An 18,514-nucleotide genomic window follows, 5' to 3' on the forward strand; every position below is an offset into this window, starting at 1 on the left:
ACGGCCCTCAGAATCCCAGATTTTTCTTGCACCCAAAGCTTGATCCACGACACGATACCGCGACGGCCATAAGGAGATCGCGGAATATGTCGCTCACCACCGAACAGCAGATGCTTGTCGAACAACGCTTAGGCAACGAACGTAAATCGGTAGGTGTGGCCTATCTGCTTTGGTTCTTCTTCGGCCTCTTCGGCGTGCACCGCTTTTATATCGGCCGTATCGCCAGCGGTGTGATCATGCTCTTGCTCGCGGTCTTTGGGTTTTTCACCCTGCCCGTCTATGGCGCGGGGCTTTTCATCTTGCTGCCCGTGGCAATCTGGCTGCTTGTCGATATCTTTCTCATCCCCGGCATGATCGACCGCGACGTCAAGGCACGCCGCCTCGTCATCGCGCAAGAGGTCAACCTGATGACACAGGCCGCCAATCCCCCTGACACCTGAACGTCGCTTTGGTCCTTTGCATCTGTGGCCTTGTCCCCCGGCCCCACCGCCCGTATCTAGGATGCAAGACGCGAAAACGGGAGACCGCGAGATGTTCAAAGGATTAGGCCAGATGGGCGATATGGCCAAGATGATGAAGGCCGCCCAAGACATGCAGCAGAAGATGGCCGATCTGCAGGAAGAAATGCACAACATGACCGTCACCGGCGAAAGCGGTGCGGGCCTCGTCAAGGCTACGGCCAGTTACAAGGGCGAATTGAAGGCGCTCGATATCGACCCTTCGATCTTCAACTCTGACGACAAGGAAGTGGTCGAGGATCTGATCCTTGCCGCGATCAAGGACGCGCAGGGCAAGGCTTCTGACAAGGCACAGGAAGAGATGGGCAAGATCACCGAAGAAATGGGCTTGCCCAAGGACATGAAACTACCGTTCTGACGGCTCTCGCCGGGCCTGCCACCGGCGCGGCGCGGCCTGTCTGCGCGTCAATGACATCCCCGGGGGCGCCCTGAAAACGCCGTGCGTTTTGCCGGGTGGGCTGCCCTTGTGCCCTATCACCTTTCCGATTGGACACCAGATGAGTTCCAACCGCGACATCGACACATTGATCGACATGATGGCCAAGCTTCCGGGCCTTGGTCCGCGATCGGCGCGGCGCGCGGTGCTGCATCTCATCGCCAAGCGCGAACTCAAGCTCACACCGCTGGCCGACCTCATGCAGATCGTTGCCGCCACCGCCCGTGAATGCGGCAATTGCGGCAATATCGGCACCTCCGAAACCTGCGATATCTGCCTGTCCGAGAAACGCGCCAACGGCCAGATTTGCGTGGTCGAAGATGTCGCGGATCTCTGGGCGATGGAGCGCGCGGGGGCCTTCAAGGGGCGCTATCACGTGTTGGGCGGCACGCTTTCGGCGCTCGATCAGGTGGGCCCGGACGAGCTTCGTATCCCCGGCCTCGTCGCGCGTATCCCGGCGGAAGGGATCACCGAAGTGATCCTTGCGCTTAACGCCACAGTGGATGGTCAGACCACGGCGCATTATATCGCCAATCAGATCGAAAGCATGGTCAGCCTCACCTCGCTGGCCAAGGGGGTGCCTATCGGCGGGGAGCTGGATTACCTTGATGATGGAACGATCACCGCAGCCCTTTCAGCTCGCAAAGCTTTCTGAGGATGGCCGGAGGTCACGCCATATCCAAAGCGTTTAACCTTTGATCTGAGGCATCAGCAGACCGGTCGGTCGCCACAGACCCACCGCCAAACGCAAAGCGCCCCGATGACCAGCATCGGGGCGCTTTTTGTAACGGCACCGGAACTAACCCGACCGCCGCCTTACTTGGTGTCGTCGTCATCCTCGTCGTCATCCCCGCCCTCGGGCAGGTTGAAGAAACTGTCGGCATCGGGCACGGCGTCGCTCTTGTCGTCATCGTCGCCGCTACCTTCACCAAGCGTAAAGGTCTCAAGCCCCTCGATCGCGGTGGGAATCTTCGGCTCGTCCTCCATGGCAAGGCTCTGCTCGGTGGACAAAAGCTTGCGGCGCTCGTCGTCACTCATCGCTTCGCCTTCGCGGACCTTCTTAGACGCGGCCTTTTGAACGGCGGCATCAAGCTCGGACTGTTTGCACAGGCCAAGGGCGACCGGGTCGATCGGCTGAATATTGGCGATGTTCCAGTGCGTCCGCTCGCGGATCGCTTGGATGGTCGGCTTGGTTGTCCCCACCAGCTTGCTGATCTGGCTGTCCGCCAGTTCGGGGTGAAACTTTACCAGCCACAGGATAGAGGCCGGACGATCCTGCCGTTTGCTGAGCGGGGTATAGCGCGGACCACGGCGCTTTTCCTCGCCAACGGCGGCGGGATTGTGCTTGAGCCGCAGCTTATGCATCGGATCCTTTTCGGCCGCGCTAATCTCGTCTTGGGTCAACTGATTGTTGGCAACCGGATCAAAGCCCTTGACGCCGGCGGCCACGTCGCCATCCGCGATACCCTGAATCTCAAGCTCGTGCATGCCGGTGAAATCGGCAATCTGCTTGAAACTGAGTGTCGTATTGTCCACAAGCCAAACGGCTGTTGCCTTGGCCATAATCGGTTTTGCCATGTCTCACGCCTCCTTTGCGCAAATCTGTCCCGTCGCCTGAAAAGGCTGTCCCGGGGGTCGGGACGGGTTGCCGTTGTCGGGGAACTTGGCGGCTATATAGTCAGCCACGGATCGAAATGAAAGGAAAAATCATGCGGGCTTTGCTGATCTGGCTGTTCACGGCCTCCGCGGCTTGCGCCGGCGGCGACCGGGCAGGTGAGTTCGACTATTATGTCCTCTCGCTGAGTTGGTCGCCCACATGGTGCGCGCTCGAAGGCGATGCGCGCGCGGCGGAACAGTGCGCCCCGCAGGCCGATCACGGTTGGGTGCTGCATGGTCTCTGGCCACAGTTTCACCGTGGCTGGCCCTCGTATTGTCAAAGCGCCGAACGCCCGCCCTCGCGTGCGATGACCCGCGACATGGCCAACATCATGGGAAGTCCGGGCCTCGCCTGGTATCAGTGGGAAAAGCACGGTGCCTGCTCAGGGCTTTCGGCACCTGCCTATTTCGCCCTCGCCCGCGAGGCGTATGACCGCGTCACCCGTCCCGCGATCTTTCGCAAGTTGCAGGTTCCGGTGCGTCTGCCTGCTCATGTGATCGAAGAGGCGTTCCTCAAGGAAAACAAGGGCTGGGAGGCCGACATGCTGACCATCACCTGCCGCGCGGGCCACATCCAAGAGGCCCGGCTCTGTCTTTCCAAATCGCTCGACCCGGTGCCATGCGGGAGCGACGTGATCACCGATTGCCGGCTCAAGGACGCTCTTTTCGCTCCGATCCCGTGATTGCGGGGCGTCCTGCGATGCGCAACGCAGCGCGACATTCAGGTCCGGCACCGGTTTCGCCTTTCCCTGATGTCTCAGGTCAAAGGCCAGCCGCTTTAGAGTTCACCTGCCTCTTCAAGCACCTTGCGAGCCGAGCGGAAACATTCGATGCCCTGCGGCACCCCGCAATAGATCGCGATCACATGCACGATGGCGCGGATTTCCTCGACGCTCACCCCGTTGGTCAGCGCGCCACGGCAATGCACCTCCCATTCATGCATCTTGCCCAAAGCGCCCAGCATCGCGAGGTTCATCATCGACCGGGTTCTGGGATCAATCACGTCATCGCCCCAGCCAAAGCCCCAGCACCATGCGGTCATCGCCTCCTGAAAGGGGCGGGTGAACTCATCGGCGGCGGCAAGGTTCTTCTCGACATATTCCGCACCCAGCGTGGCCTTGCGCTGTTCCAGTCCCTTGAGAAAAAGCTCTTCGTCAAAAACACTCATTGTTCACCCTCCCGGTCATTGGTCTATGGGGCGCATAGCATAGAGATCGTCGGCGGTGACAAGGATTTTGTCATGATCCCACAGCATTTCGAGCCAGTCACCGGGAATGCCCTCATACCCCCAAACGCGCCCGGCCAATTGCCCGGCAACCGCCCCGGTTGCACAGGCATCTCCACCAAGGTTGACCGCCGCAAGCACCACATCGCGAAAGGTCCGGCCCTGTGCCATCGCCCAGAACACCGCATGCAACGTGTCGCGCACATGGCCGGTCACCGCGCCGGGCGGGGCGTCTGGGCGCGGCAGCCGCCCATGCTCGCCTGTGACAAGCACCTCGGCAAGGTTGGCCGCCGCGCGCTGACAGATCGGGCTGGCATGGGTCAGGCGGCTTTGAAGTTGCGCCACGGCCATTGCGCTTTCTTTCACCGCCCCATAGCCAAGCACCACGGGGGCCAATCGCACGATGCCGGCACTGCCCTCGGTTTCGGCGCCCCCTGAATACGGATTGCCGCTCGCCTCGAACGCCAGAAGTGCCGCGCGCGTCTCCTTGTCGGGGTCCGCGTGCCGGCCGGGCGCAGCAAGATAGCCGAAGTCGCGCCAGTTCACGAACCGTTTCATCGCGTCCTCGGCATCCCAGCCATTGGCCGACCGAAGCATCTGCGCAAGGCAGAGCGCCATCGACACCGCCCCGGACCACTGCGCAGCCCGTGGCTCTGCCGGTCCGCCCGCGCCCAGTCCCGTCACCAGCGCAAAGCAACCACGCGCCTGTCCCGCGACAGCCATGCCCAGCGCATCGCCGACCGCAAGCCCCACAAGCATGCCATGTGCCTGATCCTCGGAGAATGGTTTCTGCATGATGCGCCCCTTTTCCCCAAGCGTAGGGCGGGGTCAGCAACATCTCAATGCCCTGCGTGCCGCTCTCTCGGGGGGCCTTGGGACAATAGCATCTGCACTCGCATCTGCCCACGCGGCGTGCTTGCCGCCGAACTGACGCAAGGCCCGACATCGCACAAGGCGCGCCAGAAAGTTCGACATTACGCCCGTCCCGCATGGAGCCCTGCGTGTAGGGCACGCCGCCATGTCTGCCGGGCGCACGGCCCGAAACGGTCACACCCGGCGCGGCCATGCCGGGGTTCAGACCGCGGATTTGCCGCGGCACCCTGTCGCGCCTTTGCCTTGCATCGGGGGATCGAACGAAACGTGACAGCCGCGACCCGCCGCCTTGGCCGCATAAAGCGCGGTATCGGCATCCTCCATCATCCGGTCAAGATCAAGGCCCGGCCGGGGATATCTGCATGACAGGGTCGAACCCGCACTCGCGGATATTCGACACACGTCACCATTGAAGACCACCGGCTCTTCCAGCTGCGCAATGAGACGGCTGGCAATCTCATGCACGCGCGCGGCGTCCGTCAGACGTGACAGGACGAGCACGAATTCGTCGCCGCCGGTGCGCACGAGGATATCGTCGCTCCGGGTTTGCTGAACCATGGCGCGCGCCACCTCGCGCAGGACATGATCGCCAGCCGCATGGCCCAGCGTGTCGTTCACCGCCTTGAAATAATCGAGGTCCAGATGGATCAGCGCGAAATCCTGCTCGCTCATCACCAGCCGTTCCAGCAGATGATCGAGCGCCCGACGGTTCTTGAGCCCCGTGAGCGTGTCGGTATAGGCCTGTTCCTCGGCGGCGATCTTCGCCCCCTGCAACCGTAGGTTCAAAAGGCGCGACGCCTCCATCGCGGCGGTTTTCGCCTCGATCAGATACAGCATCTCGATGGTCAGATCGGTTGCGGCAAAATCCCCCCCGGTCAGGCCGAAGTCGCGGATCGCCTCCACCACCGAAATCCCGAACGAAAGGTTGATCAGCGCGCCGCCCGACGGCCCGATGCCAGCCTCCTCCTCTGGCAGGGCCACAAGAACCCCCTTGGCCTCCGTGCGTGGACCGTGGCGCATCCGCAGATGTAGTTTCCGCCCCGTGAGCCTGCGCAGACCGGCCATCGTCCCGCCATGACCGGGGCGCTTGATCTCAAACAGCTCCAGGAACCGCTGGCCCAGCACTTCATCCCCCGGAAAAAGCTTTCGCAAGGTCGGGCCCGCATGTTGGATGTGCCCGGTCGCCGAGATCAGAGCATGCATCGGACACACCGTATCGAGCAGACCCGCAAGATATGGCCCGGCCGCCGCCATTCACGCCGCCCCGACACTCAATTCAAAGGCGCGCCCTTCGGCATGGGCACTTGTCAACAGATGCACTTCGATGATTTCCGCAGTCTCGCGCCGGCCTTTGTGCTCAAGCAGGACAAGCGCGCCATAATCATCCGCCATCGTCCGCAACAGGCCGGTGATCACATGGCCGAACCCCGGATGCGCCCCGCGACAGATCAGGCTGTATGTGGTTGCGCCATGTTCACGTAATTCCATATCCGGCAACGTCAGGTCGGGCACGGCAAGGCGCGCGCGTTCCGGCAGGTCGTCAAGCGAATGAAGGAATTCGTGGAAATCGACCCCGCCAAAGCGCAGCAAGCGGCGCAGCGCCTCAACATTCGGGTGCGAGACAAGATAGGTTCCGATATCTTCGAGCAATGCCTCGCGCGGTTTGTTCAACACGTCACAGGCCGCGCCAAGCACATCCTCCGTCACATGGTCATCATAGCTCAGCATCGCCTCGAACTCCGCGAAGTCCAATTCGGCCCGGGCCGTGATCAACCCCCATGCATCCCGCCCATAGGTATCGCGCACAAACCGTTCGATCGCCCGATTGATCATGCCATGCATGCCAGCCTCCATCTTGTGTGGCCGAAGCTTGGCACAGCATCGTTAACAGGCCGCGAATGAATTCAATTGTTTGGAAAAAGGCTGAAACCGTCGACGTCAAGCACCTGAATCTCTATTGGCTCGAGCGTGAAACGCCCTGCCTGAATATCCGCAATCGTCTGATCTTTCATACGTCCGGCAAGGCCGTTCACTCCGGTTGACCGGGCTGCGCCCTCTTGCGGGAAATGAAACCCCGTGACGCGCACATAATTGCCCGAATGCAGGAACAGTCCGATGGCCTGCGCGCCATCAACCCGTGGATCGAATTGCCCGACGACCATAACGCAGCCCGGCCCGCCTCCGGGCACGCTCCGCTGGCAAGCTTCGAGTATGCGGCTCCGCTCATCTGGCCTCAGCGCATCAAGCGCCCCCTCGGGAAGGCGCGCACCCTCGGGAACGATCGGCACGACCCCTTCGAGACTGGCCAGTGTTTCACCCTCGCGCTGATCTTCATACTGGTGGCGATAGGTCGCGGTCTCCGCCCGCTCGACTGCCGCCACAAGATCACCGTGCCGGGGATGCGCCTCCATGTCGCGTAGCGTCTCAAGCCCGCGTTTGCCGGCAAGGCCCCATTCGCGATGAAACTCCCAGATCGGCAGATCCGCGATATCCGCTCCCGCTTGGGCCCGGGCAATCTGGCTCGTCACGCTCATTCGCTCGGCATTGAGTGCCGGGGTCAGCCAAAGCGCCGCCAGCGCAACGATCAGAACCGCAACCCCCAGATTGGCGCGCCGTATCCGGGCCGTCCAATCGGCGCGCACCGCGACAGCCCCCGCATAGCAGATCGCATAGACAAGGATGACACCGCACACCACAAGCGCGGCAACCCGATCGGGCGTCAGCCCATATTGCCCGATACGCACCGACACCGCGTAGACCGCCAGCGATGCAGGCACGACGATCAGAACCGCAAGCGCCTGTGCCGCGATGCGAAGAAACCGGCCATCGGATTCGGCCTCCGCATCCCGGTGCAACACCGCACTGATCAGGGTGATCGCGGCAAAGGTCACGGCGGCCAGCGTGGCAGCCGGCGACAGGTTCCCGAACAGCCCCGAAAGCCCCTGAATTGGCAAGGCAACAACAAAGACCGTCAGAACCACAAGCAGAAGTGGCAAAAGAACGCGCAGCAACTGAATGAAAAGAAAGGCGGATATGTAATCACGAAGCTCATGCACAATGGCCAGCCCAAGACCCAGCCCAACCCCGCTGACAAGCCACGGCATCGGGTCCATGTCGATGATGTCATCAATGATCGTCACGCCCACAAGGCTCAGAAGCACGTCCGACAGGAAAAGCACCGCCCAGAGGACAGCGACGAAAAGCACCGCGGCAGTGTAGCGCACGACAATGCTCCAGGCGTTGTCGAAAAGCCGGGAATAGCGTTTCCACCCCCCGTCCTCCTCAAGTGCGGCGGCCATGAAAGGTGTCGCCACGCCGAGAAGCACCATCAGCGCGAAAATCGCATGCCCGCGCTCAAGGAACTGCTCGACATCGCCATAGCGGAAGCTCGCCCAGATAAAGAGAAGCGTTGCCGGAAAGCTCACCGTCGCCGCCGCAAGCGCCGCCCGCCGCAAGGGTGTGGGGCCAAGTAGCGCGAGAAGCACGGAAAAGAAACTCGCCCCCGTCGTTGCAGCAAGCAGAACAAGCCGTTGATTGTCGACAAGCTCGGGGATCAGGTCAAAGAGCAGATACATCGCGATGCCGGCCACCGCCCCCACAGCTGCGAGCGATATGCGATCCATGGTGCTTTCATCGGGTCTGCTGCTCATGTCGCCCTGCCTCTTTGCGGGGTGCCGAGACGAGACCCCGAGACCCGGTTGTTCGCCTGACACCACGCGATTGCGCCGATCTTCGATATATCGCGGACCGGGGCGCAAGTCTAAGCGAATTCAGGCCCCCGTCTATCCATGGATCGGCACATCGGGCAGGTCATAATAGTCGCCCTTGTCGGCGGTGCATATCTGCGAGGTCACGCGAAGCCCGGTCGCCCCGTCAAGCGTGCCCGAAAAGATCGACATGCCCGGCTCCGCATCCGGCCACCAGAAAAGATTGCTCCCGCACGTGCCACAGAACCCCCGTCGCGCCGTCTCGGAGGATCGAAACCACGTCACCTCACCCGTGATGTGAAGATGCCCAAGCGCCGCCGATGTCGCGGCAACGTAATGCCCGCTCGTCTTGCGGCACTGGCCGCAATGACAGACGATCACCTCGCGCAAGGGCTCTGTGACTTCGTATGTGACTTGCCCACAAAGGCAGCTTCCCCGTGCATGCGCCATTTGACACCTTTCCTCAGAAATCGGTGGGGGCCCCGCCCTCGGACTTGCGCTTCACAACGAACTCGGCAAGCTCTTGGCGAATGGCGTCATCCATGGGCGGTTCTTCGTAACTGGCAATGATATCCTTGTAGGTCTGATGCGCGCGCTGCGTGGTCCAGACCGCCCCGGCGCTTTCCCATGCCTCATAGTTGCGCCAATCGCTCAGGAAAGGCTGGTAAAAGGCGGTGGTATAGCGGTCCTGCGTGTGCTGAATGCCAAAGAAATGGCCCTGATCGCCCACTTCCCGCACCGCATCGACGGCGATTTCATCAGGCCCCGTCGCGGTCAGCATCGGGTCCATATACCGCTGAATATGCTGCAAAATCTCGCAATCCATGACGAATTTCTCCGGGCTCGCGATCAGCCCGCCTTCAAGCCAGCCAGCGGCGTGATAGACCATATGCGCCCCGGCCTGTACCGCCGACCAGAGGCTGTTCGATGTCTCCCAGACCGATTGTCCGTCCGGCACGTTCGCGGCACAGACACCGCTCGCCCGCATGGGCAGACCGTAAAACCGCGCCAGTTGCCCGGTCATCTGCGTGGCGCGCATGTATTCCGGCGTGCCAAAAGCAGGCGCACCCGATTTCATGTCCACATTGCTGGTGAACGTGCCGATGGCACAGGGCGCGCCCGGTCGGATCAGCTGTGCGAGCACAACCGCCACCAGCCCCTCGGCAAGGCTTTGCGCCACCGCGCCCGCCATGGTGACCGGCGCCATCGCACCCGCCAGCGTGAAGGGCGTCACGACAAGGCCCTGACCCCGCCGTGCCAGCCGCATCCAGCCATCGAGCATCGGATAATCATGCTTGAGCGGCGAGGTTGAGTTGATGTTGGTATACATGCGCGGCTTGGCCTCGAATTCCTCATGGCTAAGCCCGCCCGCGATGCGCACCATCTCCATCACATCCTCGACCCGCTCCTTTCCGAGACAATAGGCATGCGCCACCTTGTCGGTGAGCGTGAGCTTATCATAGAGCACATCGAGATGCCGGACGCTGGCATGGATGTCCTGCGGCTCCACCGGATAGCCTCCGACGAAATGGATGCAGTTGAAATACTGGCTGAGTTTCAGGAGGTTCTGGCACATCTCTCGCGTGCCCGTCACCTTCCGACCAAGCTCCATGTCCCAATAGCTCGGCGGTGAGGACACATTGCCGAAGTTAAGGTGCTGCCCGCCCATGGTGATCGCGCGGGCCGGGTTGCGCGGCGTGATGGACCACTGGCTCGGGGCTTTGGCCACCTGCTCCATGACGAAATCACGCCCCATGCGAAGGTTCTCGCCGGCCACGGTGCAACCGCTCGACGCGCGGAAAATCTCAAGCGCCTCGGGGTTGAGGATCTCGATCCCGATCTCTTCGAGGATACGCATCGCCCCGTTATGGATGGCCTGCACGCCCTCCTCGCCCAGTGGCTCCACAGGGCGGTCACAGTTGATGGGCGGCGACCACGGCATCTGTTCGATCGCTGCTGTTCCCCGGCGCTCGGCATTGCCGGCCCGTCCTCCGCCGCGTTTTCTGCGTGTGCTGCGCTCTGCCATCTGGGCCTCCCTGTTCGTCGTCGCCCTCACAAGACACCACGCCAAAGCCGACCGAATGCGGTTTTGCGACAGAGTGTGTCGCATTTATTCCACCATCCGCCACATGGCTCCGAAGCGCCCCGGTGATAGCGACACAGAAGGGAAACCGGCATGAGCATACGGTGAGATATGATTGGAATGGGCCTTATTGGCCGCGCGCGCCCACTCTCCGGCTCGCGGCACGAATCGGCCCGGCCCTCGGCAGAGTGGGGTGAAGATGGCATAGGCGCCACGGCCCCAAGGGCGCGGCTATCGCCGGATCAAGAGCCGGTAATACGCGATGCGGGCCTGCGCCTGCGCGACTGGTTGCTCACATAAAGCGCCAGCACAACAACGACAAAGCCGCCGCCGGTGATCATCCGCGTGGTCGGCGCCTCACCCACCCCCACCCAAACCCAGAGCGGCCCCAGAACCGTCTCAAGCAACATCAGAAGGCTCACATTCGCCGCCACCGTATAGCGCGAGGCAAATGACAGGAGCGAGAAAGACACCGGCAACACCACGAGTCCGGTGAGAAGCATCGCCCATATCTTGCCATCCATCATCTGTTCGGACCCGGTGACGATGGAAAACACCACCCCCGCCGTCATCGCGCCACATCCGATGGCCAGCGGGATCGGCACCTTCGGGTTGGCCCGCAGGATCACGAAGTTGAGCGCCAGCACCACCGCAACGCCCACGCCCAAAACCGCGCCGAGCGCCGATGTGGCGTCAAGCACGACACCGCTGCCCGCCTCTTCCGAGATGGCATAGAAAATGCCCGCCATGACCGCCGCGATGGTCAGCCATGTCACGGCCCGCGTACGCTCGCCCAGAATGACCCAGCCAAGCACAGCGGCACAGACCGGCACCGTCGCGATGCCCAGCAGGACAATCGCCACCGGGGCCAATGCGATGCCCAGACAAAAAAGGATGGAATTCAGGAACTGGCACAGGATGACCCCCAGCCCGGGCCGCGAGCCGAGGGCCCGAAGGTCAGCCCCCCGGTCCCGTGTGAACAGGGCCCAGCCGGTGATCATGACCGTGCCCATGCACAGGCCGCGCCATCCCACCATCTGAAAGCCGTCCATCTCTGAAAGACGCATCAGCATAGCATCCGGCGCGAGGATCAGAGTCCCCACAAGCGCCATGATCAATCCAAGCCGGGACGAACCGTTCATCCGTCAAGCCACGCGGGAATATGTCCGATATCCGGCAACACGACATCGGCATGCGGGTCAAGATCGGCGCGCGTCGCCGTGCCGGTCAAAACCCCCGCCGTGCGCATCCCCGCGGCGCGCCCCGCGACAAGATCGTGCAGGCTGTCACCCACCATGAGCGCGCGGGCCGGCGCAATCCCCACCGCCTGCGCAAAGGCCAGAAGCGGATCGGGATCGGGCTTGGCCCCGTGGCCTGAATCGAAGCCGGCAATGAAATCGAACCGGTCCTCGACACCCGAACGGGTAAGATGCGCCCGCGCGCCGGCTTCGGTGTCGTTGGTCATCACTCCCAGCCTCAGGCCCCGCGCCTTCAGCGCGTCTAGGTAATCCGCAAGAGGCACCGCAGGCGCCAGCGGAGCATCGGCCACGCTTGTCATCAAAAGCGCCTCCATCGCGGCGACATCGCCACCGCCCAATCCTTCGGTCACACATTCCGCCGCCTCGCGGTTCGTGCCTGCGACAATCGGACTTGTGGGCCGGAACCGCCCCGCCCGAAGGTCGAAATGCATCGCCCGCGCCAATGCGTCCTCGCGCGTGGCATCCCCCTCGCTCAGGTGGCCGATCAGGCCCTGTGCCCATGCGCTCCAAGTGGCATGAAAATCGAACAGTGTGCCGTCCTTGTCGAAAACGATGGCCTCGATCACCCGCATCCGCCCTCCCGGCTCATCCTGTGCTGACCCGTTGTTCATGTCCAGTTGACCTGCGCGCCACCCGGCAGGGTCTGGCGGGCCCACATGACCGTTTCGGGCGGATGTCCGGTGGCCTTTGCAAAATCCTGCACCCAATCGTCATCCATCATCACGAAATCCAGAACCGCCCCAAGAAAGGCCGGATCCCGCGCACCGCTGCGCAGATCATCCTCCGAAGCGCCCGTGGACCCAAGGAACACAGGCAACAGCTCGTCATGCCCGACCAGCCAGGCCAGTGCCTCGAGGCCCAGTGTTTCGGCGGAATTCGGCGGATCGGTTCGCATTGTAAATACCTTGGAAAGGTTTTCTTAACCCCTCGCATGGATAGTGGGTCACAGCAAAAGGGCAAGTCAGAAAGGCCATCCCGCCGATGCCAGGAAAAATTCTCATCGCGGACCCGGTCGCCACCAACAGGATCGTCCTGAAGGTGAAGCTTTCCGCCGGGCATTTTGACGTATCGCAAGCCGCGACCGCGTCCGAGGCTCTGCGCCTTTCGCAAACGCTGCAACCCGATCTCATCCTCATCAGCAACGAACTGCCCGATCTCTCCGCCGACCAGCTGATCGACGCGCTGCGCGCCCGTCCCGGCCTGCCCGACATTCCCGTCGCCGTGCTTCTGGCCGATGCGGCAGACGCCGACACCCGGCTGCGCCTGATGTCGCGCGCCGATGCGGTGATCGCCCGGCCCGCCCATGACGCGCTCCTCCTCGCCCGGCTGCGCGGTCTGCTCTTTCGCCGCAACAGCCTGCGTGAGTTGCGGCAGCAGGTCAGCACCGGCACCGCCGGCTTCGCCGAAGACCACGCGCCGCTCGGGCATCCCGGCAAGGTGGCCATCGTCGCCCCCGAAGGCGCCCCCGCCACGCTTCTGCTGCGGGGTCTCGATGCGCACTTGGCGCACCGGCTTCACCTTGTGGATGCGCGCCGTCCCTTTCCCGCGTTGTCCAAGGGGCGTGCGCCCGATGCCGTGCTGCTCTACCTTGCCGATTTGCCGCGCGGCGATGCGCTGAGGCTTCTGGCCGAATTGCGCGCTGCCCCCGATACACGCCACGCCACCACCATCGCCATGCTCGATGCCGAGGACGAGGAAACTGCGGCACAGCTTCTCAATGCCGGGCTTGATGATGTCCTGCTCGGCGTCACCGCGCTCCCCGAGCTTGCGGCGCGCATCGACCGGCTGGTCACTCATGCTCAGGCCAATGACCGGCTGCGCGCCCATCTGACCGACGGTTTGCGCGCCTCGGTCACCGACCCGCTCACCGGGCTATACAATCGGCGCTACGCCATTCCGTATCTCGAACGGCTCTGCACGGCGCGCACCCCGCACGAGGGACGCACCCCTTTTGCGGTGATGCTCGCCGATCTCGATCATTTCAAGCGGATCAACGACAGCTATGGCCACGCCGCCGGCGACCGGGTGCTCGAACATGTGGCCGAACGGCTTCGCGGGGCGCTGCGCCCGCAGGATGTCGTCGCGCGCATCGGCGGGGAGGAATTTCTGCTGATCTTCCCGGATCTCTGCCCAAGCGAAGCACGGATCGCCGCCGACCGGCTCTGCCGCTGCATCGCGGAAATGCCGATCCATGTCTCCGGCGCGCCCGAGCCGATCACGGTCACCGTGTCGATCGGGATGGTCATGGGCGGAGATGCCAAAGACCCGGAAGGTGCGATAAACGGCGCCAAGGCGCTCTTGTCTCAGGCCGATCACGCGCTCTATGCCTCAAAGGCGCAGGGCCGCAATACCGTCACCTTCCGAAGCGCCCGCCCCGCCGCCTGAGCCCGCCACGCTTCAGAGCGGTCGGCGCGCGCTCCAGACGCATCCCCGTGACGCGCCCCGCTCTAGTGCCGCTTGCGGTGCCGGTGCCGCGCGACACGTTCGGCAAATTCGGCCCGCTCGGCATCGGTCATCCCGGCGAGATGCGCCACCAGAAGGCGCTGCCCCGCCGCGACATCCCGCTGAAAGGCCGCCCGATGCGCGCTAAGCGCCGCATCCAGCGCCTCGGGCTCGAACGGCACCCGCGTCAACTCTTCAAGAATACGATCCATCGAGGCCACCCGCGCCGCGCGGCTGCCGCCGGCTTCCGCGCGCACCGCGCGCAGGGCACGGCCGATCTCGCGCCGTGCCTCCGGTTCCAGCGCCCGGGTCAACGGCCCACCCACCATGCCGCTGCGCGGATGGCCCGGGTCACCATCACCGCTCCGCATCCAAAGGGCCCCCGCAACCGCCCCGGCGATCAACAGATTGATCGCCAGCGACAGCGTGAGCAGGATCCCGAGCCACCGCCGCGTGCGCCCGTTTCCCGTGCTTTCGGTTTCCGTGCTTTCGGTTTCCGACATCAGAACGCTCCTTCCAGACTGGCGAAGGCATCGCCCGCCATCACATCAACCATGACCGCCGCGTCATCGCCCCCAACGACATTCGCCGCAATCAAAGCCACCCCATCGGGCCGGGCCACGCCAAGCCATAACCCGACCACAAGCGCACACCCAAGCGCGGCCATCGCCGGCGCGCCGCCCATCGCGGCACGCATCTCCCGCCAGCGCCGCACCAGACGCCGGTGCCATGGAAGCCGGACCCGGCCCGCATCCATCAGCACCCGGCCCAGAAGGGCGGCATCAGGCACAGGCGCGGTGTCGCGCGCCGCCGCAAAATACGTCTCCAGCTCCATCTCCGGCCTCTTGCCGGTGTCGCTTTGCTCACCCATCATGCAACCCCAATTCCTCGCGTTGGTCCAAAAGATCGCTGCTCAGCGTCCGCTTGCCCCGCGCCAAAAGGCTCTCAACCGCGTCCACACTGATCTCCATGATCTGCGCGATCCGCGCGTTGCCCAACCCGTCAAGATGGCGCAGGACGACCGCTTGCCGCTGCCGCTCCGGCAGACGCATCAACGCGTGGCCAAGCGCGCGGGCCCGCGTTGCGCGATGCATTTCCACCTCGACATCCGGTCGCTCATCCGCCGGCTCGGGCACATCGTCCAGTGCAACTCCGCGCCGCCGCCTAAGCTGATCCGTGCAGAGATTGGCCACCACACGATAAAGCCACGTCGAAACCCGCGCACGTCCGGGCATCCAGTCGGGCGCAATCCGCCAAAGCCTCAGCATCGCCTCCTGCGCCACATCCTCGGCCTCGGCAGCATTGCCCAGCAGATGCGCGGCATGGGCCAGAACGCGCGCAAGATGCCGCTCGCTCAGCGCGCGCGCCGCGCGCATGTCGCCATCCACGACGGCCTGCAACAATGCATCGTCCTCCGCGCCCCCTGCCTCATCCGTCGTGCTTTGCGCCATGCCGAGGCGGCCCACTCCTTGATTGTGCGCTGCGCGATCCGCAGCGGGGCGGGCCCGCCGCGGCGCTTGGCTCAGGTCTCGCTGTCGTCACCATGCTTGCCATGGCCATGCTTGCCGTGGCGCTTTTTCATGGCCTCGAATTCGGCCTTGGACAGAGCTCCGTCACCATCCGTATCCACCCGGTCGAAATGCCGGCCCTTGCCCTTGCCTTTGCCGCGCTTTTCCATCTCGTCCATGCTGATGGCCCCATCGCCATCCGCATCAAGGCGCTTCATCATGCGCGCGACGCGTTTTTCGGCGCGCGCCTTGGCGGCGGTCGTCATCTCATCGGCGCTGAGCTTGCCATCGCCATCGGTGTCCATCCGGTCAAAGCGCGCCTTGCCATGCGCTTGCATCTCATGCTTCTCGATCTTGCCATCGCCATTGGTATCAAGCATTTCAAAGGATGGATGCTTGCCGTCCGGCTGAGCCATCGCGCCACCTGTCTGCGCCACCGCGATCGCCGCGGCAAGGACTGTCATCCGTGTGATGTTTCGGCTTGTCATCTCTTGTTTCTCCGTATCCTGCACCCGGTGCCTCCGGGCGAATTTCGGTTTATGACATCAGGTATCTGCCCGCTGTCCCCCATTATACGCAGCGCAGCGCGCATTCCGTCGCGCCTCATGCAAAATTTTCTGGCTGCGCGCGACATCCCGCCGCAAGCCCCCTCACACCCCTTTCTATTTGCCGCCGCATTGATCACATTACGCAAAGTCAGACACGAGGGTCCCATGACCGACGAAACCATCGCCACCGCCTCCTCCTCCGAGACCGAGCGCCCGCTCTGGCCCGCCCTCTGGTGCGGCTTTCAGCGCAAATGCCCCAATTGCGGGTCCGGCCCGATCCTCAAGAGCTATCTCAAGGTGCGCGACACCTGTCCCGTCTGCCGCGAGGACTTCAGCCATCATCGCGCCGATGACGGTCCGGCCTATCTCACGATCCTGCTGGTCGGTCACATCATGGCCCCGCTGTTGCACATCATGTTCGTTCAGTTCCGGCCCGAACCCCTCGTGCTGGCGACGACATTCACCATTGGCTGTGTCGGGCTTTCGCTTTACCTTCTGCCTAGACTAAAGGGCGCGATTGTCGCGTTCCAGTGGGCCCGCCGCATGCACGGGTTCGGACACGATGACGACTGACCGGCGCGCGCGCCCCGGGACCGACAGGAGCGCGCAACGCGATGACCGACAGATCACAGGCTGACACAGACAAATCCGCCATCCGCAACGCGGCCGCCATCATCGTGCTGCGCGACGTCGATACAACCCCACGGGTTCTGATGGGTCAGCGTGGGGACAACGCCGCCTTCATGCCCAAGAAATTCGTATTTCCCGGTGGCGCGGTTGACCCCGGGGACGCCGATATCACGCTGGCCCGGCCCCTGCCGGACCCCTGCGCCACCCGCCTGAGCGAAGACAGCGACGAAAACCTGAACGCGGCGCTGCCCGTCACTGCCATCCGCGAGTTATGGGAGGAGACCGGCCTCGCCCTCGGCATCCCCGGCACATGGGCGGGCACTGTGCCGACCGACTGGCAGGGCTATGCCGACACCGGCTGCGTGCCTTCGGCCCATGCGCTACAGTTCTTTTTCCGCGCCATTACCCCACCGGGCCGCCCCCGCCGCTTCGATGCGAGGTTTTTCGTGGTGGATGCCTCGGAGATCATCGGCGACCCGGATGATTTTTCCGCCGCCTGCGATGAGTTAAGCCACCTGCAATGGCTTCCGCTCGCCCGAGCGCGCGAATTAGAACTGCCTTTTATCACCGAGGTGGTCCTGGCCGAGCTTGCGGCCTATGCCCGCAATCCTGAACCGCCCGCCTCTGTGCCGTTTTTTCGCAATGACGACGAAGAAAGCCTCTTTCTCCGTCTGCGCGGGCTCATGCCCCAAGCGGACGACTGACCGGGCCCGCTTTCGTCACCCCAGCATCACCAGCGCCAGAATGCTCACGGTCAAAAGCGTGATGCCGCTATATTCGCGCGCCGTTATACGCTCCCGGGAGAAAAGCACCGACGCCAGCATCGAGAAAATCACTTCGACCTGCCCCACCGCAAAGACATAAGCCGCGTTCTGAAGCGTGAAGGCGGTGAACCAGCACAGGCTCCCGCCCACGCCCATCAATCCCATCCAGATCGCCTGCTGCCGGGCCCGCCACACGCGGCTGATCTGCCCCGGCTCGCGTAGCCGAAGCCAGAGCCCGAGGCCAAGTGTCTGCGCGCTTGTCACTACGCAAAGGGTCAGGCCCGCCCGCAAAAGCGGGTCGTCCGATGCCACCTCCAGCGTCGCAGCCCGGTAGCCCACCGCAGAGATCGCGAACAATCCCCCCGAGATCAGCCCCAGCAGTGCCGCCCGGTCGGCGAAACCACCGCGCGCGCCGCCTCTCGCGGGGGCCCCAAGCGACAGGATCATCACACCGGCCAGTCCGATCAGGATCGCGGCAAGTCCCGCACCGCTGATCCGGTCGCCCAGCACGATCAGACCGACAAGCGCGGTCTGAATGACTTCGGTTTTCTTGAAGGTGATCCCAACCGCGAAATTGCGCATGGAGAATAGCGCCACGACGCACCATGTCGCCAATATCTGCGCCAAACCCCCGGTCAGCGCATAAGCCCAGAATACCGCATCCGGCAGGGCGACCGACACCCCCAGCGAAACCGCATAAAGCGCCGTCAGCAGGATCACCACCGGCGCGGCATAAACGAACCGCGCCAAGGTCGCGCCCCCGGCCGACAGCGTGCCCATGCTCAGGGATTTCTGCACCATGAAGCGCAGCGTCTGAAACGCCGCCGCCGCGACCGATAGGATGACCCATGTGTCCATGGGCTCC

The 18,514-nt window shown here is 63.4% G+C and carries 23 protein-coding genes; 7 read left to right on the plus strand and 16 right to left on the minus strand.

Annotated elements, in window-relative coordinates; translation table 11 throughout:
* The first annotated feature begins 86 nt into the window (after positions 1–86).
* The 3 genes from V8359_RS12545 (at position 87) to recR (ending at position 1,609) form a co-directional block, all read left to right on the plus strand.
* Positions 87–440, plus strand: a complete 354-nt coding sequence (locus V8359_RS12545) for a TM2 domain-containing protein (RefSeq protein WP_336429274.1) — start codon at positions 87–89, stop codon at positions 438–440.
* A gap of 91 nt (positions 441–531) precedes the next feature.
* Positions 532–876: a YbaB/EbfC family nucleoid-associated protein gene (locus tag V8359_RS12550; protein ID WP_336429275.1), complete on the plus strand. Its 345-nt coding sequence runs from the start codon at positions 532–534 to the stop codon at positions 874–876.
* 139 nt (positions 877–1,015) lie between these two features.
* Positions 1,016–1,609, plus strand: coding sequence for a recombination mediator RecR (recR, locus tag V8359_RS12555; RefSeq protein WP_336429276.1), 594 nt, complete (start codon positions 1,016–1,018; stop codon positions 1,607–1,609).
* A 161-nt stretch (positions 1,610–1,770) separates the two neighbouring features.
* On the opposite strand, the gene V8359_RS12560 is transcribed toward recR, so the two are convergent.
* Positions 1,771–2,532, minus strand: a complete 762-nt coding sequence (locus V8359_RS12560) for a DUF1013 domain-containing protein (RefSeq protein ID WP_336429277.1) — start codon at positions 2,530–2,532, stop codon at positions 1,771–1,773.
* 131 nt (positions 2,533–2,663) lie between these two features.
* Here V8359_RS12560 and V8359_RS12565 point away from each other — a divergent pair, with 131 nt between their 5' ends.
* Positions 2,664–3,293, plus strand: a complete 630-nt coding sequence (locus V8359_RS12565; protein ID WP_336429278.1) for a ribonuclease T2 — start codon at positions 2,664–2,666, stop codon at positions 3,291–3,293.
* A 95-nt stretch (positions 3,294–3,388) separates the two neighbouring features.
* Here the strand turns inward: V8359_RS12565 and V8359_RS12570 are convergent, their stop codons facing one another.
* The 10 genes from V8359_RS12570 to V8359_RS12615 form a co-directional block, all read right to left on the minus strand.
* Positions 3,389–3,778, minus strand: coding sequence for a carboxymuconolactone decarboxylase family protein (locus V8359_RS12570; RefSeq protein ID WP_336429279.1), 390 nt, complete (start codon positions 3,776–3,778; stop codon positions 3,389–3,391).
* A 15-nt stretch (positions 3,779–3,793) separates the two neighbouring features.
* Entirely contained in the window at positions 3,794–4,630 is an 837-nt protein-coding gene (locus tag V8359_RS12575; RefSeq protein ID WP_336429280.1) for an ADP-ribosylglycohydrolase family protein, read from the minus strand.
* Positions 4,631–4,909: 279 nt separating this feature from the next.
* A complete protein-coding gene (locus tag V8359_RS12580) occupies positions 4,910–5,962 on the minus strand; it encodes a GGDEF domain-containing protein (RefSeq protein WP_336429281.1) in 1,053 nt (350 codons plus the stop codon).
* Entirely contained in the window at positions 5,963–6,550 is a 588-nt protein-coding gene (locus V8359_RS12585) for a heme NO-binding domain-containing protein (protein WP_336429282.1), read from the minus strand.
* A 62-nt stretch (positions 6,551–6,612) separates the two neighbouring features.
* Positions 6,613–8,358: a DUF4153 domain-containing protein gene (locus V8359_RS12590; RefSeq protein WP_336429283.1), complete on the minus strand. Its 1,746-nt coding sequence runs from the start codon at positions 8,356–8,358 to the stop codon at positions 6,613–6,615.
* A 132-nt stretch (positions 8,359–8,490) separates the two neighbouring features.
* Complete coding sequence (locus V8359_RS12595; RefSeq protein ID WP_336429284.1) at positions 8,491–8,865, minus strand: GFA family protein; 375 nt, start codon at positions 8,863–8,865, stop codon at positions 8,491–8,493.
* Between the two features lie 13 nt (positions 8,866–8,878).
* Positions 8,879–10,441: a trimethylamine methyltransferase family protein gene (locus tag V8359_RS12600; RefSeq protein WP_336429285.1), complete on the minus strand. Its 1,563-nt coding sequence runs from the start codon at positions 10,439–10,441 to the stop codon at positions 8,879–8,881.
* A 299-nt stretch (positions 10,442–10,740) separates the two neighbouring features.
* Positions 10,741–11,640: a DMT family transporter gene (locus tag V8359_RS12605; protein WP_336429286.1), complete on the minus strand. Its 900-nt coding sequence runs from the start codon at positions 11,638–11,640 to the stop codon at positions 10,741–10,743.
* On the minus strand, positions 11,637–12,368 hold the full coding sequence (locus V8359_RS12610) for an HAD family hydrolase (protein WP_442970372.1): 732 nt from the start codon (positions 12,366–12,368) through the stop codon (positions 11,637–11,639). The genes V8359_RS12605 and V8359_RS12610 overlap by 4 nt, the downstream gene beginning before the upstream one ends.
* Positions 12,365–12,652, minus strand: a complete 288-nt coding sequence (locus V8359_RS12615) for a DUF3572 domain-containing protein (protein ID WP_336429287.1) — start codon at positions 12,650–12,652, stop codon at positions 12,365–12,367. The genes V8359_RS12610 and V8359_RS12615 overlap by 4 nt, the downstream gene beginning before the upstream one ends.
* A gap of 86 nt (positions 12,653–12,738) precedes the next feature.
* On the opposite strand from V8359_RS12615, the gene V8359_RS12620 reads away from it, so the two are divergent.
* Positions 12,739–14,142 carry a diguanylate cyclase domain-containing protein gene (locus V8359_RS12620; RefSeq protein WP_336429288.1) on the plus strand — a complete coding sequence of 468 codons (1,404 nt, stop codon included), beginning with the start codon at positions 12,739–12,741 and terminating at the stop codon, positions 14,140–14,142.
* A 62-nt stretch (positions 14,143–14,204) separates the two neighbouring features.
* Here V8359_RS12620 and V8359_RS12625 read toward each other — a convergent pair whose 3' ends face one another.
* From V8359_RS12625 to V8359_RS12640, 4 genes are all read right to left on the minus strand, one after another.
* Positions 14,205–14,702 (minus strand): periplasmic heavy metal sensor, encoded by a 498-nt coding sequence (locus tag V8359_RS12625; protein WP_336429289.1) that lies wholly within the window; start codon positions 14,700–14,702, stop codon positions 14,205–14,207.
* Entirely contained in the window at positions 14,702–15,073 is a 372-nt protein-coding gene (locus V8359_RS12630; RefSeq protein WP_336429290.1) for a hypothetical protein, read from the minus strand. The genes V8359_RS12625 and V8359_RS12630 overlap by 1 nt, the downstream gene beginning before the upstream one ends.
* On the minus strand, positions 15,063–15,650 hold the full coding sequence (locus tag V8359_RS12635) for a sigma-70 family RNA polymerase sigma factor (RefSeq protein ID WP_336429291.1): 588 nt from the start codon (positions 15,648–15,650) through the stop codon (positions 15,063–15,065). The genes V8359_RS12630 and V8359_RS12635 overlap by 11 nt, the downstream gene beginning before the upstream one ends.
* 71 nt (positions 15,651–15,721) lie before the next feature.
* On the minus strand, positions 15,722–16,195 hold the full coding sequence (locus V8359_RS12640; protein WP_336429292.1) for an EF-hand domain-containing protein: 474 nt from the start codon (positions 16,193–16,195) through the stop codon (positions 15,722–15,724).
* Between the two features lie 225 nt (positions 16,196–16,420).
* On the opposite strand from V8359_RS12640, the gene V8359_RS12645 reads away from it, so the two are divergent.
* Positions 16,421–16,828: a DUF983 domain-containing protein gene (locus tag V8359_RS12645; protein WP_336429293.1), complete on the plus strand. Its 408-nt coding sequence runs from the start codon at positions 16,421–16,423 to the stop codon at positions 16,826–16,828.
* Positions 16,829–16,869: 41 nt separating this feature from the next.
* On the plus strand, positions 16,870–17,589 hold the full coding sequence (locus V8359_RS12650) for an NUDIX hydrolase (protein WP_336429294.1): 720 nt from the start codon (positions 16,870–16,872) through the stop codon (positions 17,587–17,589).
* A gap of 15 nt (positions 17,590–17,604) precedes the next feature.
* On the opposite strand, the gene V8359_RS12655 is transcribed toward V8359_RS12650, so the two are convergent.
* Positions 17,605–18,507, minus strand: a complete 903-nt coding sequence (locus tag V8359_RS12655; protein WP_336429295.1) for a DMT family transporter — start codon at positions 18,505–18,507, stop codon at positions 17,605–17,607.
* Between the last annotated feature and the right edge of the window lie 7 nt (positions 18,508–18,514).

It is taken from the genome of Roseovarius sp. E0-M6 (assembly GCF_037083845.1).
Lineage (GTDB): Bacteria > Pseudomonadota > Alphaproteobacteria > Rhodobacterales > Rhodobacteraceae > Roseovarius.

Excerpts from the sequence above, each read along its gene's own strand:
- V8359_RS12545 (WP_336429274.1), top strand. The coding sequence starts at position 87 with ATGTCGCTCACCACCGAACAGCAGATGCTTGTCGAACAACGCTTAGGC.
- V8359_RS12550 (WP_336429275.1), top strand. The coding sequence starts at position 532 with ATGTTCAAAGGATTAGGCCAGATGGGCGATATGGCCAAGATGATGAAG.
- recR (WP_336429276.1), top strand. The coding sequence starts at position 1,016 with ATGAGTTCCAACCGCGACATCGACACATTGATCGACATGATGGCCAAG.
- V8359_RS12560 (WP_336429277.1), bottom strand. The coding sequence starts at position 2,532 with ATGGCAAAACCGATTATGGCCAAGGCAACAGCCGTTTGGCTTGTGGAC.
- V8359_RS12565 (WP_336429278.1), top strand. The coding sequence starts at position 2,664 with ATGCGGGCTTTGCTGATCTGGCTGTTCACGGCCTCCGCGGCTTGCGCC.
- V8359_RS12570 (WP_336429279.1), bottom strand. The coding sequence starts at position 3,778 with ATGAGTGTTTTTGACGAAGAGCTTTTTCTCAAGGGACTGGAACAGCGC.
- V8359_RS12575 (WP_336429280.1), bottom strand. The coding sequence starts at position 4,630 with ATGCAGAAACCATTCTCCGAGGATCAGGCACATGGCATGCTTGTGGGG.
- V8359_RS12580 (WP_336429281.1), bottom strand. The coding sequence starts at position 5,962 with ATGGCGGCGGCCGGGCCATATCTTGCGGGTCTGCTCGATACGGTGTGT.
- V8359_RS12585 (WP_336429282.1), bottom strand. The coding sequence starts at position 6,550 with ATGCATGGCATGATCAATCGGGCGATCGAACGGTTTGTGCGCGATACC.
- V8359_RS12590 (WP_336429283.1), bottom strand. The coding sequence starts at position 8,358 with ATGAGCAGCAGACCCGATGAAAGCACCATGGATCGCATATCGCTCGCA.
- V8359_RS12595 (WP_336429284.1), bottom strand. The coding sequence starts at position 8,865 with ATGGCGCATGCACGGGGAAGCTGCCTTTGTGGGCAAGTCACATACGAA.
- V8359_RS12600 (WP_336429285.1), bottom strand. The coding sequence starts at position 10,441 with ATGGCAGAGCGCAGCACACGCAGAAAACGCGGCGGAGGACGGGCCGGC.
- V8359_RS12605 (WP_336429286.1), bottom strand. The coding sequence starts at position 11,640 with ATGAACGGTTCGTCCCGGCTTGGATTGATCATGGCGCTTGTGGGGACT.
- V8359_RS12610 (WP_442970372.1), bottom strand. The coding sequence starts at position 12,368 with ATGAACAACGGGTCAGCACAGGATGAGCCGGGAGGGCGGATGCGGGTG.
- V8359_RS12615 (WP_336429287.1), bottom strand. The coding sequence starts at position 12,652 with ATGCGAACCGATCCGCCGAATTCCGCCGAAACACTGGGCCTCGAGGCA.
- V8359_RS12620 (WP_336429288.1), top strand. The coding sequence starts at position 12,739 with ATGCCAGGAAAAATTCTCATCGCGGACCCGGTCGCCACCAACAGGATC.
- V8359_RS12625 (WP_336429289.1), bottom strand. The coding sequence starts at position 14,702 with ATGTCGGAAACCGAAAGCACGGAAACCGAAAGCACGGGAAACGGGCGC.
- V8359_RS12630 (WP_336429290.1), bottom strand. The coding sequence starts at position 15,073 with ATGATGGGTGAGCAAAGCGACACCGGCAAGAGGCCGGAGATGGAGCTG.
- V8359_RS12635 (WP_336429291.1), bottom strand. The coding sequence starts at position 15,650 with ATGGCGCAAAGCACGACGGATGAGGCAGGGGGCGCGGAGGACGATGCA.
- V8359_RS12640 (WP_336429292.1), bottom strand. The coding sequence starts at position 16,195 with ATGACAAGCCGAAACATCACACGGATGACAGTCCTTGCCGCGGCGATC.
- V8359_RS12645 (WP_336429293.1), top strand. The coding sequence starts at position 16,421 with ATGACCGACGAAACCATCGCCACCGCCTCCTCCTCCGAGACCGAGCGC.
- V8359_RS12650 (WP_336429294.1), top strand. The coding sequence starts at position 16,870 with ATGACCGACAGATCACAGGCTGACACAGACAAATCCGCCATCCGCAAC.
- V8359_RS12655 (WP_336429295.1), bottom strand. The coding sequence starts at position 18,507 with ATGGACACATGGGTCATCCTATCGGTCGCGGCGGCGGCGTTTCAGACG.